15 protein-coding genes are annotated in these 15,404 nt (G+C 62.3%); 8 read left to right on the top strand and 7 right to left on the bottom strand.

The genetic code is table 11. The annotated features are described in order from the left end of the window. Positions 1 to 6: 6 nt before the first annotated feature. Entirely contained in the window at positions 7 to 624 is a 618-nt protein-coding gene (locus ETC27_RS05990) for an FMN-dependent NADH-azoreductase (RefSeq protein WP_136254079.1), read from the top strand. Positions 625 to 817: 193 nt separating this feature from the next. On the opposite strand, the gene ETC27_RS05985 is transcribed toward ETC27_RS05990, so the two are convergent. Beyond that, entirely contained in the window at positions 818 to 1,888 is a 1,071-nt protein-coding gene (locus tag ETC27_RS05985; RefSeq protein ID WP_136254078.1) for a metal-dependent hydrolase, read from the bottom strand. Positions 1,889 to 1,992: 104 nt separating this feature from the next. Continuing rightward, positions 1,993 to 2,526: a DNA-3-methyladenine glycosylase I gene (locus ETC27_RS05980; protein WP_136254077.1), complete on the bottom strand. Its 534-nt coding sequence runs from the start codon at positions 2,524 to 2,526 to the stop codon at positions 1,993 to 1,995. Positions 2,527 to 2,792: 266 nt separating this feature from the next. Between ETC27_RS05980 and gloA the strand changes: the two genes are divergently transcribed. Next, positions 2,793 to 3,233 carry a lactoylglutathione lyase gene (gene gloA, locus ETC27_RS05975; RefSeq protein ID WP_136254076.1) on the top strand — a complete coding sequence of 147 codons (441 nt, stop codon included), beginning with the start codon at positions 2,793 to 2,795 and terminating at the stop codon, positions 3,231 to 3,233. Positions 3,234 to 3,339: 106 nt separating this feature from the next. Here gloA and ETC27_RS05970 read toward each other — a convergent pair whose 3' ends face one another. Next, positions 3,340 to 3,744, bottom strand: coding sequence for a DoxX family protein (locus ETC27_RS05970; protein ID WP_136254075.1), 405 nt, complete (start codon positions 3,742 to 3,744; stop codon positions 3,340 to 3,342). A 173-nt stretch (positions 3,745 to 3,917) separates the two neighbouring features. Between ETC27_RS05970 and ETC27_RS05965 the strand changes: the two genes are divergently transcribed. After that, positions 3,918 to 4,370, top strand: a complete 453-nt coding sequence (locus ETC27_RS05965; RefSeq protein WP_136254074.1) for an META domain-containing protein — start codon at positions 3,918 to 3,920, stop codon at positions 4,368 to 4,370. Between the two features lie 230 nt (positions 4,371 to 4,600). On the opposite strand, the gene ETC27_RS05960 is transcribed toward ETC27_RS05965, so the two are convergent. The 4 genes from ETC27_RS05960 to ETC27_RS05945 form a co-directional block, all read right to left on the bottom strand. After that, entirely contained in the window at positions 4,601 to 7,462 is a 2,862-nt protein-coding gene (locus tag ETC27_RS05960) for a valine--tRNA ligase (RefSeq protein WP_136254073.1), read from the bottom strand. Positions 7,463 to 7,665: 203 nt separating this feature from the next. Next, on the bottom strand, positions 7,666 to 8,118 hold the full coding sequence (locus ETC27_RS05955) for a DNA polymerase III subunit chi (protein ID WP_136254072.1): 453 nt from the start codon (positions 8,116 to 8,118) through the stop codon (positions 7,666 to 7,668). A 358-nt stretch (positions 8,119 to 8,476) separates the two neighbouring features. Further along, positions 8,477 to 9,577 (bottom strand): branched-chain amino acid aminotransferase, encoded by a 1,101-nt coding sequence (locus ETC27_RS05950; RefSeq protein WP_136254071.1) that lies wholly within the window; start codon positions 9,575 to 9,577, stop codon positions 8,477 to 8,479. 156 nt (positions 9,578 to 9,733) lie between these two features. Continuing rightward, positions 9,734 to 11,257 carry a leucyl aminopeptidase gene (locus tag ETC27_RS05945; RefSeq protein ID WP_136254070.1) on the bottom strand — a complete coding sequence of 508 codons (1,524 nt, stop codon included), beginning with the start codon at positions 11,255 to 11,257 and terminating at the stop codon, positions 9,734 to 9,736. Between the two features lie 210 nt (positions 11,258 to 11,467). Between ETC27_RS05945 and lptF the strand changes: the two genes are divergently transcribed. The 5 genes from lptF (at position 11,468) to bfr (ending at position 15,312) form a co-directional block, all read left to right on the top strand. Further along, a complete protein-coding gene (gene lptF / locus ETC27_RS05940; RefSeq protein ID WP_136254069.1) occupies positions 11,468 to 12,547 on the top strand; it encodes an LPS export ABC transporter permease LptF in 1,080 nt (359 codons plus the stop codon). Continuing rightward, the gene (gene lptG / locus ETC27_RS05935) at positions 12,547 to 13,611 is read left to right on the top strand and encodes an LPS export ABC transporter permease LptG (protein ID WP_136254068.1); all 1,065 of its coding nucleotides are present in this window, start codon (positions 12,547 to 12,549) and stop codon (positions 13,609 to 13,611) included. The genes lptF and lptG overlap by 1 nt, the downstream gene beginning before the upstream one ends. 104 nt (positions 13,612 to 13,715) lie before the next feature. After that, on the top strand, positions 13,716 to 14,168 hold the full coding sequence (locus ETC27_RS05930) for an RDD family protein (RefSeq protein ID WP_136254067.1): 453 nt from the start codon (positions 13,716 to 13,718) through the stop codon (positions 14,166 to 14,168). Positions 14,169 to 14,384: 216 nt separating this feature from the next. Next, the gene (locus ETC27_RS05925; protein ID WP_136254066.1) at positions 14,385 to 14,585 is read left to right on the top strand and encodes a (2Fe-2S)-binding protein; all 201 of its coding nucleotides are present in this window, start codon (positions 14,385 to 14,387) and stop codon (positions 14,583 to 14,585) included. A gap of 250 nt (positions 14,586 to 14,835) precedes the next feature. Continuing rightward, a complete protein-coding gene (gene bfr / locus ETC27_RS05920; protein WP_136254065.1) occupies positions 14,836 to 15,312 on the top strand; it encodes a bacterioferritin in 477 nt (158 codons plus the stop codon). The last annotated feature ends 92 nt before the right edge of the window (positions 15,313 to 15,404 follow it).

The following is a 15,404-nucleotide window of genomic DNA, read 5'->3' as shown; positions in this document are numbered from 1 at the left end:
ACGCCCATGACTGCCTCATCCATCAAGGTACTTGTCCTCAACTCTTCCATCCTCGGCGATAGCAGCCAGTCTCGTGCGCTGGCCGGCCATGTCATGCAGGGCCTAGCGGGTCGAGAAGATGTTGAGGTGACTGAACGCGATCTGGTGGCTAGCGAACTGCCGCACCTGGATATCGATGAGCTATCAAGCTGGGGTATCAACAGCGCCGAGCGCAGTGCCAAGCAGGCCGAACTGGCCAAGCGCTCCGATGAGCTGATTGAAGAGCTCTTGGCGCATGATGTGCTGGTACTGGCGGTTCCGCTCTACAATCTGGGCATTCCCTCTCAGCTCAAGGCCTGGTTCGACCGCATCCTGCGTTCCGGCCAGACCTTCCGCTACACCGAAAACGGCCCGCAGGGGCTGGTCGAAGGCAAGCGTGCCCTGGTGATGACCACTCGTGGCGGCCAGTACGTGGGCACCGAGATGGATTCCCAGACGCCGCACCTCAAGTCGATGCTTGGCCTGATGGGCATTAACGACGTGGAGATGATCTTCGCTGAAGGTCTGGCCATGGGTGAAAAGCATGCCGCTGACACCATGAAGGAAGCTCACCAGGCTATCGACAGCTACCTCGAGCGTTTCTAAGGTTTTGCTGACACTTCGTCAGAACGCACCCGTTGAATCTGTCTGCAACGCTTGAATAGCTCGGCCCCGGCTATTGTCGGGGCCGAGTTTTTTTCATGCGTTATGTGACGTGATGTTTTATATCTCGGCGTGACTAGCGCGCGGTTCCCGTCTCGTCACGGGGTGGATGATGAGGACGCGCGCTAAGACGGCATCAACAGCTGAGGGTCTCGATGGCCAGCGACTTGGCCACATAGTCGCCGAGGCAAAGCGGCGCCTGATTCAGGGCCCTGAGGGCCAACTGGTCGAGTGCCTGTCGTGTATCGCGAGACGCCGCGTCGAGTTGCCGGCTTGCTACCGGCTGCCAGTCGTTTCCTTCGCGCTTGGCAAGCGTGAAGGTAAAGGGATGAAAGCCGGGAAATCCAAGGCGCAGGTCGGTCGCGATCAGTGTGGTATCACCGCTCAGTTCCTGGTGGTCATAACGAAGGAAGGGCCCAGCGAACCAGCTCAGCCTCGCCCCGTCGACGGTTGCCAGGGCCGCCTCTTCGAGCTCTGCCCCGCGCCGGAAGGTCTCGAGTCGGGGTGGGGAATCGTCAAGAAGGCTGACCAGCGTCTCGTGATAGACCTCGCCATCGATGACAGTGGCTCGCCACAGCAGGGTATTGAAGGGCGTGGGCTGAACCAGTCGCGGGGCGTCCTCAAGGCCACGTTCGGCAAGTACCGGGGCCAGCCGGTCATCGATGATCGATTTGGCGACCAGGCCGAAGGCCAGGTAGGCGCAGGACAGGGCCAGTCCTATTCTGCTTGGCGTCAACACCCGGCCGCCGACCAGGCTCACCAGCGCTGCTACCAGCAGCGGCAGGGTGTAGAGCGGGTCAATGATGAAGATCGAGGCCCAACTGACCGGCGGCGTGGTTAGTGGCCACCAGAGCTGGGTGCCATAGGTGGTGAACGCGTCCAGCAGGGGGTGCGTCAGCAGGCAGAAGGTGAAAAAGAGCCACCAGTGGCCGAGTGTGATCGGGGTAACACCCCCGGCACGCCAGCGCGTAAGCCTTGCGGTAAGCACTGAGAGTAGCCCGGCAAGGCCTGCGAGCACGAACAGTGAATGGCTGAAGCCGCGATGGTAGGTGTAGTCGGCCACGGCATCGCCGAAGTCGATCATCACATCGAGGTCGGGCAAGGTGCCGAGCAGGGCACCGCCGATGACCGCCTTGCGGCCGAGTTGTCGCCCGAGCACGGTTCCGCCGATCGCGCCGCCGAGCAGCACCTGGGTGATGGAGTCCATTTATGACACCTCGTTAAGCGCTCGCGGCGAGCGGTTGAGCAAACCACGTGTCTGTGGATAAGCTGTGTACAGACTGTTGATATAAGGCGCGGTGAAAAAGGCGCTCAGCGCGCCCAGGGCGGGGCAGCCGCCAGCACCCGTGCCTGCACCGGGCAGTCGTCGCGATGAGCGCCGGGCAGGTAGCCGGTACTCATCAGAAACTCGTTGACGATCTCGGGGCCGGTGAAGCGGAAGGTACGCTTGAAGAGTTTCAGCCAGTCACCGTGAGGGCGAGGGTGATGGGCCTCAAGCCAGGCACGAAAGCTGCCGTATTCCTGCTGAAGTTGCTGGACTACCTGAGCATTGTGGATCGCCGCGTCGACCTTCAGGCGGTTGCGAATGATGCTGGCATCGCTGAGTAGCCGTGCCCTGTCATGCTCATCGAAGGCCGCGACCCGGTCGATATCGAAGCCTCTGAAGGCCTCGAAAAAGGCCTCGCGCTTCTTGAGCACGGTCAGCCATGACAACCCCGCCTGATTGATTTCAAGCACCAGTCGCTCGAACAGGGTCGCATCATCCTCGACCGGAAAGCCGTAATCGTGGTCGTGGTAAGGCCCATGGAACGGATGCCCGGGCGCCAGGTCGCAGTAATCAGCCAAGAGGGCTCCTGTGGTCTTTAAGCACTGAGTCGTTCAACTCAGGTCGTTCAACTCAGGTTGTTCGGCTCAGCGTCGTGCAGTTCATGGTCGTTAAGCGAATGCCGTTTAGCGCGCGGCTGTCCCGGCATCTTGCCGTTTGCCCTCATCGGTTCAGGATAAAGGAAAGGCCTGAGTGTTAGGGTACAGGCCTTACATGATACGCGTTTCGTCGATCCTTTTGATCGCCGTTCATTGTCTTGTGCATTTCGTTACCAGGAGAGAGTTCGATGCAATACCTTCACACCATGGTTCGGATCAGTGACCTTGATGCCTCGCTGCATTTCTACTGCGATCTGCTGGGGCTTACCGAGATCAGCCGCAAGGACAGTGAGAAGGGGCGTTTCACGCTGGTCTTTCTCGCCGCACCCGGCGATGAGACGCGGGCTCGCGAGGATCGCGCGCCGATGATCGAGTTGACCCATAACTGGGACCCTGAGGAGTACAGCGGTGGGCGCAACTTCGGTCATTTGGCCTACCGCGTCGATGATATCTATGCCCTCTGTGAGCATTTACAAGCCAATGGGGTGACCATCAACCGGCCGCCCCGCGATGGCCACATGGCCTTCGTGAAGAGCCCTGACGGCATCTCCATCGAGCTCCTGCAGGCCGGCGATGCGCTGCCGGCCAAAGAGCCGTGGGCATCGATGGAAAACACCGGCAGCTGGTAAGAAACGCCGGTAGCTGGTAAGACAACGGGCGGGCATGGCCTGTCCCGCTCGGGGCTGGGCGATGGGCATAAATGGGAACCAGTCCCTGTGAATGGGGCCGGACGAATCAGTCCGGACGCATCGCCAGGCGACCACTGCCGAGGAAGATCAGCGCCAGGCTGCCGGCAAGAAACAGTCCCTGTAACTCCAGTGCCCAGCCACCGCTGTCGCCCAGCATGAACAGCTCGCCGGTGTGCACCAAGATGAAGGCCACCAGCATGTTGCCGGCCATCAAGAGGCCGGCCAGCCGGGTCTGCCAGCCGACAATGGCCATCACCGGTGCGACGATCTCGCCGATCAGCACGCCATAGGCCAGAAACCGCGGTAACCCGTAGCCATCGAGCAGGCCGCTGATCCAGCTCATGGTCTCCGGGTGGGTTAGCTTGGCGAAGCCGTGCAGCAGCATCAGGCCGCCAACGGCGATACGCAGGATCAGTTTGCCGACGGCGTCGTTGTGGAGGGCGTTAAGCATGGAGTCTCTCCTTGTCTGTCGTTCATCCCTTGAGTGTTCGAATCGTGCTTTTCGATTTGTTCGCACGGCATCTTGCGAGGCAGCTATGGCCAGTATACAAGAGTCCCTGTGAAGGGACCGCGACGGTTTTCCAACCAAATGAATGAGCAAGTGACGGACCAGAAGGAGCCAATATGCGCAAGGGATGGTTGATAGGCGCCGTACTAACGGGCCTGCTGGCGGGTTGCAGTAGCGCTCCCACGCCGGACTACGATCAGGATAGTGCGGCAGCCACAGAAGCGTCGCCGGTGGTGGGGCCGCGCTGGAACCTGCTGCTGCTGGGCACAAACGAGCGCTGGGATCACGCGGATACGCCCTATTTCGAGGCCGTGCGCCAGGGCGGCGAACTGCGCCTGGTAGGGAGCAACGGCTGTAACCGCATCACCGGTGAGTTGCAGCTTGAGAGCGGCAATCGCTTCATCGTCGAGAACCTCGCCTCGACGCGCATGGCGTGTCCCAATGGCGCCGATGCACAGCGGGTCGACGCTATGCTTAGCGGCGCCTATCGCTACCTGATCGATCATGACCGGCTGGTGCTTTTTGGGCGCGACAGCCGAGTGCTGGGTGGCTTCAGGCGCGCCAATTGATAGCGTCAGTCTGACAAAAGACCGCGCCATACGGTCCCCCGTCAGGGGGTCGGATACGACAACGCCGCCCCACGGGGCGGCGTTGTCGTTGAGGCGGGCGTCATCGGAAGGCCTGAGTCCCCGCCGGGGCCGTTACATCCGCCACGGCCCCGGGGCTTTTCAGACGACGCCGGGGTCGGTACCTCAGCCATGGGACCGGGTGCTTTTCGGCCGGCACCGGGGCCGGTCGATTAAAGCGCGGCGATCTTGTCACGCTGCTCGGCGAGCAGGGCGCGGGCCGCCTTGAAGTCGGCAAGCTTGTCGCGCTCCTTCTGCACCACGGCCTCGGGGGCCTTGGCGGTAAAGCTCTCGTTGGAAAGCTTCTTCTCGGTGCCGGTGATCAGCTTGTCCTGCTTCTCGATCTCCTTGGCCAGGCGCTCAAGCTCCACGTCCTTGTCGATCAGGTCGGCCATCGGCACCAGCACTTCCATCTCGCCGACCAGTTGGGTGGCACACAGCGGCGCGTCGGCCGGGTCGTCGAGCCAGCTGACGCTCTCGAGCTTGGCGAGCTTTGACAGGAACCGCCGGTTGGCCTCCAGGCGCTCACGGTCACCGGCATTGCCCTTGGTCAGCAGCACATCGAGGGTCTTGCCGGGTGGGATGTTCATCTCGGCGCGGACGTTGCGCACGGCGATGATCACGCCTTTCAGCCACTCGATGTCGCGAGTCGCCTGCTCGTCGATCTTGCCGTCCTCGGCCACGGGCCAGGGTTGGGTCATGATCGAGGGCGAGGCCGCGGTGTCGATGCCGGCAAGCGGTGCCACTCTTTGCCAGATCTCCTCGGAGATGAACGGCATCATCGGGTGCGCCAGGCGCAGAATGGCTTCCAGCACGCGCACCAGGGTTCGGCGGGTGCCACGCTTGGCGGCATCACTGGCGGCTTCGTCCCACAGTACCGGCTTGGAAAGCTCCAGGTACCAGTCGCAGTACTCGTTCCAGACGAAATCGTAGAGCGCCTGGGAGGCGTGGTCGAAGCGGAACTCATCCAGCGCCTTGGTGACCTGGGCCTCGGTCTGCTGCAGGTGCGAGATGATGAAGCGATCAGCAAGCGACAGCTCGATCTCTGCCTGAGCCTGTCCGTCAAGAGGGAGCCCCGTGTCCTGGTCCTCGGCGTTCATCAGCACGTAGCGTGAGGCGTTCCACAACTTGTTGCAGAAGTTGCGGTAGCCATCCAGACGGCCCATGTCGAACTTGATGTCGCGTCCGGTGGTGGCCTGGGACAGGAAGGTGAAGCGCAGCGCATCGGTGCCGTGAGGCTCGATGCCCTCACTGAATTCGGCGCGGGTCGCCTTGGCGATCGCCTTGGCCTTCTGCGGCTGCATCATGTTGCCGGTGCGCTTCTCGACCAGCTCATCGAGGCTGATGCCATCGATCAGGTCGATGGGGTCCAGCACGTTGCCCTTGGACTTGGACATCTTCTGGCCCTGGGCGTCGCGCACCAGGCCGTGGACGTAGACCTTCTTGAAGGGCACCTCGTCGGTGAACTTGAGCGTCATCATGATCATCCGGGCGACCCAGAAGAAGATGATGTCGAAGCCGGTGACCAGCACGCTAGACGGGTGGAAGGTGGCAAGTTCCGGGGTCTGTTCGGGCCAGCCCAGGGTGCCGAAGGTCCACAGCCCGGAGCTGAACCAGGTGTCCAGCACGTCCTCGTCCTGGGTAAGCGCCACATCGGCATTGAGCCCGTGCTTGTCGCGCACCTCGGCCTCGGTGCGGCCGACGTAGACCTTGCCCTCGGCGTCGTACCAGGCCGGGATGCGGTGGCCCCACCACAGCTGGCGGGAGATGCACCAGTCCTGCAGGTCACGCATCCAGGCGAAGTACATGTTCTCGTAGTTCTTGGGCACGAACTCGATGTCGCCGTTCTCGACTGCGGCGATGGCTGGCTTGGCTAGCTCCTCGACGGCCACGAACCACTGATCGGTCAGCAGTGGTTCGATGACGTCGCCCGAGCGGTCACCGTAGGGCAGGGTGTTGGTGACGGCCTCGACCTTGTCCAGCAGGCCCGCGGCCTCCATGTCGGCGACCAGCGCCTCGCGGGCGGCAAAGCGATCGAGCCCGGCATAGGCGGCCGGCAGGCGGGCGTCCTCGTCCGGCTGCGGACGGCCCTGCAGGTCGAAGATCTCGGCCTGTTCACGGATCTTGGCGTCCTGGGTCATCACGTTGATCAGCAGATGGCCCTGGCGCTTGCCGACTTCATAGTCGTTGAAGTCATGCGCCGGGGTGATCTTCACGCAGCCCGAGCCCTTGTCCATGTCGGCGTGTTCGTCGGCAACGATAGGGATGCGCCGGCCCACCAGCGGCAGGTCGATGGCCTTGCCGATCAGCGAGGCGAAGCGCGGATCCTTGGGGTTGACCGCCACGCCGGTATCGCCGAGCAGGGTCTCGGGACGGGTGGTGGCGACGATCAGATGATCTTGGCCATCATCGGTGGTCACGCCATCGGCCAGCGGATAGCGGAAGTGCCAGAACTGGCCCTGCTGCTCGCGGTTCTCGACCTCGAGATCGGAGATCGCGGTGTGCAGGGTCGGGTCCCAGTTGACGAGGCGCTTGCCGCGATACACCAGGTCCTCTTCATAGAGGCGCACGAAGACTTCCTGTACCGCCTTGTAGAAACCGTCATCCATGGTGAAGCGCTCACGGCTCCAGTCGACACTGGCCCCCATGCGCCGCAGCTGGCGGGTGATGTGGCCGCCGGATTCCTGCTTCCACTCCCAGATCTTGTTGGTGAAATCTTCACGGCCCAGGTCGTGGCGGGTCTGGCCGGTCTCGGCGGCGAGCTTGCGCTCGACCAGCATCTGGGTGGCGATGCCGGCGTGGTCGGTGCCTACCTGCCACAGGGTGTTGTTGCCCTGCATGCGCCGCCAACGCGTCAGGGTGTCCATGATGGTGTCCTGGAAGGCATGGCCCATGTGCAGGCTGCCGGTCACGTTGGGCGGCGGAATCATGATCGAGAAGGGCTGACCCTCACCGGACGGCGCGAAGCGGTTGTCGGCTTCCCAGCGCTCATACCAGCGGGTTTCGATCTGTTCGGGTTGGTAGGTCTTGTCCATTGCAAACTCTGCCTGAAAGAAGTGCTGCCTGAAATGAGGCGCGACGCCTGACCGCGCTAGATCGAGATCGGCGAGGAAGACGCGAAAAATGGGGCCGATTATAGCCTGCCGGGGCGCTCGCGTCATGACCGCTGGGCGCACCACAGGCGGAAGAAGGGGCGAGCGAGGTGACGACGCCTGGGGTGTTTCAGTCCGGGGCTCGCTCAGCCCTGGGCGGGCAGGTGATGAGGCGTCACCGGATAGCCGCGCTGCTTGTAGACCCGCCAGCACTCGCGCTTGGCGGTCAGCACGTCCTGGTGCTGGTTGATGATCTCGGCGACCCGGGAGAAGCGCGAAAACCACTCGGGAATCTCCGGGTGCAGATTGAGCATCGCCATGTCGGGGTCCATCTCCCGGGCCGGGTCCGGCGGTCCCTGCCAGCCGATGGTCACCGGCACCGTGGCGGCCATCTCGCTGCCGACCAGCGCATGAGGCAGGTAGCTCTCGGGCTTGAAGGTCCACAGCCGCTCGTCGATGAGCTTGGCCATGGCCTCGTCCTCGGCGTGCAGGTGCAGCCGGAAGCCCTTGCGATGGATGGTCTCGGCGAGCCGACAGGCGAAGCCCAGCCGGGCATCGAGGGTGGTGTCGGGGAGAATGTAGAAATCGATCTGGGTCATGAGACTCCGTCTAAAACGGACTGCGCTTGGCCATACGGCGTTAAAAATCGGCTCGCACGCGAGCTCGGTCAAGATACTCATTTAACAACCAGTAAACTCCGTTCTTTCGCCGATTTTTGCCTTGTCTGGCCTTCGCTCGTCGGCGTTTTATCTCGGAGTCTTGGGAGGCAAAGGAGCAGCCTGGGCGGCGAGGCGGGCTCAGGGGAGGGCGATGTGAGGGTCTTTTGCCATGGATGGCAAAAGTAGCGCCCAGGGACGGGTTCACAGCGCCCTCACGGAGCTCTCACCGGAGCCCTGCCGCCGGACAGACCACCACCCCCAATCGACACCTGAGCCTCGGGAGGGTGGTGGCTGAGGCTCAAGCCAGGCGGGTCATCCAGCCGCGGGTATCCTCGCGACGACCGTACTGCAGGTCGAGCAGCTGGCTGCGCAGGCACTTGGCGATCGGGTTACCGGTGTCACCGGCCAGACGGATGGTGTCGTCCTCGGTCACCAGTTCACCCACCGGCGTGATCACCGCCGCCGTGCCGCAGGCGAAGACCTCGGTGATCTCGCCGGAGGCCGCGCCCTCACGCCACTCATCGATGCTGATGGCGCGCTCTTCCGGTGTCAGGCCCTCGTCGGCGGCCATCTCGAGGATGGAGTCGCGGGTCACGCCCTCGAGGATGGTGTCGGTGAGCTGCGGGGTGACGATGCGCCCGTCCTTATAGACGAAGAACAGGTTCATGCCGCCCAGTTCCTCGACCCACTTGTTCTCGACAGCGTCGAGGAAGGCGACCTGGCTGCAGTTCTGCGCCGCGGCCTCCTTCTGGGCGGCCAGCGAGGCGGCGTAGTTGCCGCCGCACTTGGCGAAGCCGGTGCCGCCGGGGGCGGCGCGCTTGTAGTGCGAGGACAGCCAGATAGACACCGGCGCCACGCCGCCCTTGAAGTAGGCCGCCGCCGGGGAGGCGATCACGTAGTAATCGACTTCCTTGGACGGGCGCACGCCGAGGAAGCTTTCGCTGGCGATCATGAAGGGGCGCAGGTAGAGACTCGATTCCTCGCCTTCATGAGCCGGTGTCGGCACCCAGTCGCTGTCCACTGACAACAGGGCCTTCAGCGAGCCGATGAAGGTCTCGTCGTCGAGCTCAGGCAGCGCCAGTCGCCGCGCACTGCGACGGAAGCGTTCGGCGTTCTTCTGTGGACGGAAGGTCCATACCGAGCCATCGGCATGGCGGTAGGCCTTGATGCCCTCGAAGATTTCCTGGGCGTAGTGCAGCACGGCGGCGGCCGGGTCGAGGGTCAGCGGGCCGTAGGGGCGTACTTCGTTGCCGTGCCAGCCGGCGTCTTCGGTCCAGCGCACGTGGGCCATGTGGTCGGAGAAATGCTGACCGAATCCGGGGCTCTCTAGAATGTCGTCGCGGATCTGCGAGGCCGTGGGATTAGCATTGGGCCGAACGTCGAAGCCTGAAGGGGTCACAGGAGGGTCTCCATAGCAGCAGTAGGCACGCGGGGCCTGATCGTGATCGAGAAACGGGGTTTCATGACATAACGTTTCATGACATAGCACAGCGGGCCGGGAAATCCCGGCCCGCAATGTCTAAACGCTAGCACGCCGCCAGGGCGATGCGAAGCCTCAGTCGTTGTTGGTGACGACCTCAGCCAGCTCGACTTCGCGATCGAGCAGATACTGGGTCAACAGACCGACCGGGCGGCCACTGGCCCCTTTGTTCTTGCCGGACTGCCAGGCGGTGCCGGCAATGTCCAGGTGTGCCCAGGGGAACTTGTCCGCGAAGCGTGACAGGAAACAGCCGGCAGTGATGGTGCCTGCCGGGCGACCGCCGATGTTGGCCAGGTCGGCGAAGTTGGAGTCGAGCTGCTCCTGATACTCGTCCCACAGCGGCAGGTGCCAGGCGCGGTCCCAGGAGGCTTGTCCGGCGTCCAGCACATCAAGCGCCAGGTCATCGTCGTTGGACAGTAGGCCGGTGGCATGGTGGCCAAGCCCGATGATGACGGCACCGGTCAGGGTGGCGATATCGATGACGCTTGCCGGCTCGAAACGCTCGGCATAGGTCAGGGCGTCGCACAGCACTAGGCGGCCCTCGGCGTCGGTGTTGAGCACCTCGACCGTCAGCCCCTTGAGCGTCTTGATGATGTCACCGGGCTTGGTGGCGCGGCCATCCGGCATGTTCTCGGCGGAGGCGACGATCGCCACCAGGTTGATCTTGGGCTTGATGGCAAGCGTCGACTTGATGGTACCGAACACGCTGGCGGCACCGCCCATGTCATACTTCATCTCGTCCATGCCCGCACCGGGCTTCAGCGAGATGCCGCCACTATCGAAGGTGATGCCCTTGCCGATCAGCACATGGGGCGCTTCGTCCGGGTCATCTGCACCCTGATACTTCATGACGATCAGGCGCGAGGGCTCTTCGCTACCGCGACCGACAGAGAGCAGCGAATGGGCGCCCAATGCCTCCAGGGCTTCCTCGTCGAGAATCTCGGTGGCAAGCGCGCCCTTGGACTCTGCCGCCAGCTTCTCGGCCTGGTCGGCCAGATAGCGCGGCGTGCAGATGTTGCCCGGCAGGTTGCCAAGGGTACGGGTGTAGTTCATGCCTTCGCCAACGGCGGCGCCGATACGCGCGCCTTCCTTGGCCTTGTCCGCGTCGCTGTTTTCGCTGAGCTGCAGCGTTACCTGCTCGATCCGCGGCGCCGGGGCGGGAGATGACTTGAACTCGGTGAAGCGATAGATGCTGCGGACGGCGGCTTCGCTGATCATGCGCGCCTTCCACTGGGTATCGCGGTCCGGAACCGGCACATCGGTCAGGGCGACGCTTGCCTCACTGATCGGCAGCTCGGCGAGGGCGGCAAAGGTGGCGTCCAGCGCCTTGCGGAAGCCGCTTTCATTGCACTTGTCACGCTCACCCATGCCGACCAGCAGCAGACGGTCGGCATTGAGGCCGGGTGCGAAGGGCACCATCTGCACGCGACCGAGATCGGCGCTGAAGTCGCCGCGCTCGATCAACTGGCCGATCAGGCGCTCGCTGGCATCGTTGAGCTTGGCGGCGGCCGAGAGCAGGTCGCCGTCCTTGAATACCGGAAGGGCAAAGCAGGCCGTTTCGGTCTTAGCCGGGTTGGCCGTCTGAACAGGGAATTCCATGGCGTCTCCACAAGACAAGCGAAGGGGGATTCTGGATAATGCCGGCACGGCCGGGTGTGCCGTGGGCGATACCCCAGTGTACGCAATGCAGTGGCGCATTGCATTGGGCGCAGCGCCTGCGGCACCCAGGCACGCCGCGCGGGAAGCCGGCGCCAGCACAGGCACGTGTCGCCAGTCGATGCGGCCTGCCGGAAGACACGGGAGACCGTCTTGATCATTTTTCGTTATCTGACCCGCGAGATCCTGCAGACCATGGCCGCCGTGGCCGGCGTGCTGCTGCTGGTGATCATGGGCAGTCGTTTCATCCGCTACTTTACCAACGCTGCCGACGGTGAGATCCCCGTCAGCATCCTCGGCACCCTGATGCTCTTTCATCTGCCGGGCTTCCTTGAGCTGATTCTGCCGCTGTCTTTCTTCCTCGGCATCCTGCTGGCCTACGGTCAGCTCTACCTGAACAGCGAGATCACCGTGCTGGTGGCCTGTGGCATGAGCCCCAACCGGTTGCTGAAGATCAGCCTGCTGCCGGCCGCGCTGGTCGCGGTGATGGTCGGCGTGTGCAGCCTGTGGCTGACGCCTGCCGGCGCCGATCACAACGAGACACTGATCGAGGAACAGAAGAGTCGGCTCGACTTCGGCGCCCTGGCACCGGGGCGTTTCCAGGATTTCGGCAATGGCCGTACCGCCTACACCGAGTCCTTCAACGACGATCAGACGCGGATGCAGGAGGTGTTCATCAGCGAGCGTCAGCGCCGCAGCGACGGCACGCCTGGCAATGTGGTGACGCGTGCAGCCGAGGGCTATCAGACCCGCGACGAGGAAACCGGCAGTCGCTTTTTGGTGTTAAGCGATGGCTTGCGCTATAGCGTCGACCCCGGGAATCCGGTCGCCGAGCGACTGGCCTTCGAGACCTATGCGGTGCGCCTCTCGACAGACAATACCTCGCGTGCCGCTGAAGACCCTGAACTCTCAAGCACGCGTGAGTTGCTGGCGAGCGGCACGCCACCGGCCATGGCGCAATTGCAGTGGCGAGTATCGATGCCACTGATGGTGCTGGTATTGACGCTGATCGCTCAGCCATTGTCGAAGGTCAATCCACGCCAGGGCCGCTTCGGTAAGCTCTTGCCGGCGATTTTTTTGCACATTGCTTATCTAAGCCTGTTGCTCACCGCCAAGGATGCCATCGCCCAGGGCAGCCTGCCGGTTAACGTCGGCATGTGGCCCATCCACCTGACGTTTCTGATTATTGGCTTGTGGTTGCTGCGTCGCTCGCGGCTGGCGGGGGTGAAATAATGGTGCTTGATCGTCTCGACCGCTATATCGCGCGCAATGTGCTGGCGGCCATCGTTGTGGTGCAGGTGGTGCTGCTGGGCCTCGACCTTGTCATCACCTACATCAATGATCTGGGCGATGTCGAAGGTAACTACGGCGCCTTCGACGTGCTGCTTTACCTGATCATGCGGTTGCCCTATCGCTTCTACCAGTATGCCCCGGTGGGGGTGCTGATCGGTTCTCTGATCGGGCTTGGCAGCATGGCGACAAGCAATGAGCTGACCGTGATGCGCGCGGCCGGCCGCTCACTGGTTCGCATCTTATGGGGTGTGATGAAGCCGGTGATCCTGATCGTGGCGATTCTTCTTTTGATTGCCGAGTTCGTGAGCCCGCGTACCGAGCAGTTTGCCAATGCCTGGCGCCTCGAGCAGATGCAGGGCGAGGGCGCCATTGTTACCGAACGCGGCGGTTGGCAGCGGGAGGGCGAAAGCGTTTATCGTTTCGGCGCCATCCGCGCCGATGACACGGTGCTCGACCTGACGCGCTACCGCTTCGATGATCGCGAGCTGGTGGTGGCGATGTATGCCTCCCAGGCGGTCTGGGAAGAGGATCATTGGGTACTCACGGACGTGGATCTCACCCGCTTCTTCGAGGATCGTACCGAGGTCGAGCATCATGATCGGCTGCAATGGCAGACTGACCTGACACCCGAGCAGCTCAATCGCCTGTTGCGCGACGTCGACAGCCAGGCGCCCAGCGAGCTCTGGGCTTACGCCAACTACCTCGAGAGTCAGGGGCAGCAAGCCACCCAGCCGCTTTTGTATTTCTGGCAGAAGCTGCTGTTGCCGCTGACGCTTGGCTCGCTGGTGCTGATTGCGGCGTCTTTCGTGTTCGGCCCCTTGCGCACGGTGGCCGCGGGTACGCGTGTCTTCTACGGGGTGATCACCGGTCTCTCCTTCAAGTACCTGCAGGACCTGCTGGCGCCGGCATCGACGGTGTTTGGATTCTCGCCGGTGTGGGCGGTGCTGGGGCCGACGCTGTTATGCACGGTACTGGGGCTCTATCTGTTGCGTCGCAGCGGCTAGCAGAGCGCGTGGCCGCCCTTCTAAGGCAGGTTCTTTTTTACATCACGGCCAGCTCTCCTCTGTTAGGCATGCTGAGGGGTTGTGAGGCGTGCTGAGGAGTGCTCATGCAGAAGCGTTTTTCCCACCTTGATCAGACCTGGCCGGCCGGCCTTGGCCGTCGCCTCGGCGCGATGATCTACGATGCCCTGATCCTGATGGCCATCTGGATGCTACTTGGCTTCCTGGCGGTGGCGATGAACGATGGCGAGGCCAATACCTCACCGTTTTTCCATAGCCTGCTGTTCGTCGTCACCTTCGCCTTCTTCGCCTTCTTCTGGATGCGTGGCGGCATGACGCTGGGAATGCAGGCCTGGCGGCTGCGCGTCGAGACGCCGGAGGGGCTATCCTTGACCCTGCCTCAGTGCCTGATGCGCTTCATCGCAGCGGGCATATCTTACGCGCTGCTGGGCCTCGGCTATTGGTGGATTCTAATCGACGGCGAACGTCGCGGCTGGTCGGACATCGCCTCGCGCTCTCGGGTGGTTGTCGTGCCCAAGGCGGAAAAGAACAAAGGGTAGCGGCAGGCCCATGCCCCGTCAGGGCGGTGCTCGTTGAGGCTCGTTAAGGTTCGGCGAGCAGCAGTGATAAATGGGCCGAGCAGCGAGGTAGCGAAGGGCCAAGACGAAAGGACTAACAAAAAGCGCATCGATCGTTACGATTGGCGACAGTATTTTGTTGCAATGCTCTATGCGAATCATTTACATTCATCTCAGTGACGATAGCGAGGTGATGTGATGTACGTATGTCTTTGCAAGGGCGTATCCGATCGGATGATTCGCAATGCCGTCAGTGACGGTGCCCGTAGCTGGCGCGAAGTCCGTGAGCACACCGAATGTGCAACTCAATGCGGCAAGTGTGCCTGCATGGCCAAGGCCATCACTCACGATGCTATCGCCGAAGAAATGCTCTCGGCAGACCTGGCCTACGCTGTCTGAGGACGATCTGGAGGTTGGAGAAACCTTTTGATCTTGCGCTCTTTTCTCACCTGGCTCACGCTCACTGCGAGGCGCAATCGCTCGCTCTCGCATGATCTTCTCAGTTGGCAGCCATTCCCCTTTAACATATTGTCCTGATTCGACTTTCTGCCTTTTCTGGGCGATACTCACAACTTTTTGGGGCAGCCTATACTGTCCCAGTGTTTGAGTGTTTGCCGCCACCGGCAAACCCGGCTTCGGGAGAGTTGTAATGAAAGGTGATGCCAAGGTCATTCAGTACCTTAATACTGTGCTCGGTAACGAGCTGGTAGCCATCAACCAGTACTACCTGCATGCCAAGATGTATCAGGACTGGGGCCTGGCGGTGCTGGGTAAGTGGGAGTACGAAGAATCCATCGAGGAGATGAAGCACGCCGATACCCTGATCGAGCGCATTCTCTTCCTTGAGGGGCTGCCCAACCTGCAGGATTACGGCAAGTTGATGATCGGTGAAAACACCCGCGAAATGCTCGAGTGCGATCTTAAACTCGAGCACAAGGCGCACACCGATCTCAAGGACGCCATCGCTCACTGCGAACAGGTTCGCGATTACACCAGCCGCGATCTGTTCCAGAAGATCCTCGACGACGAGGAAGAGCACATCGATCACCTCGAAACCGAGCTGAGCCTGATCGACGCGGTGGGCATCCAGAACTACCTGCAAAAGCAGATGCACAAGGCGGATTGATTCGCCCTCTGACGACGAAAGGCGCCCCGCGGGGCGCCTTTCGTGTTTTAGGGGAGAGCTTAGGGGGAACTTAGGGGATAGCCTCTGGGATA

Origin of the sequence: Onishia niordana, from assembly GCF_004798965.1 — a bacterium.
Taxonomy (GTDB): domain Bacteria; phylum Pseudomonadota; class Gammaproteobacteria; order Pseudomonadales; family Halomonadaceae; genus Onishia; species Onishia niordana.
This window is presented reverse-complemented; position numbering and strand designations above follow the sequence as displayed.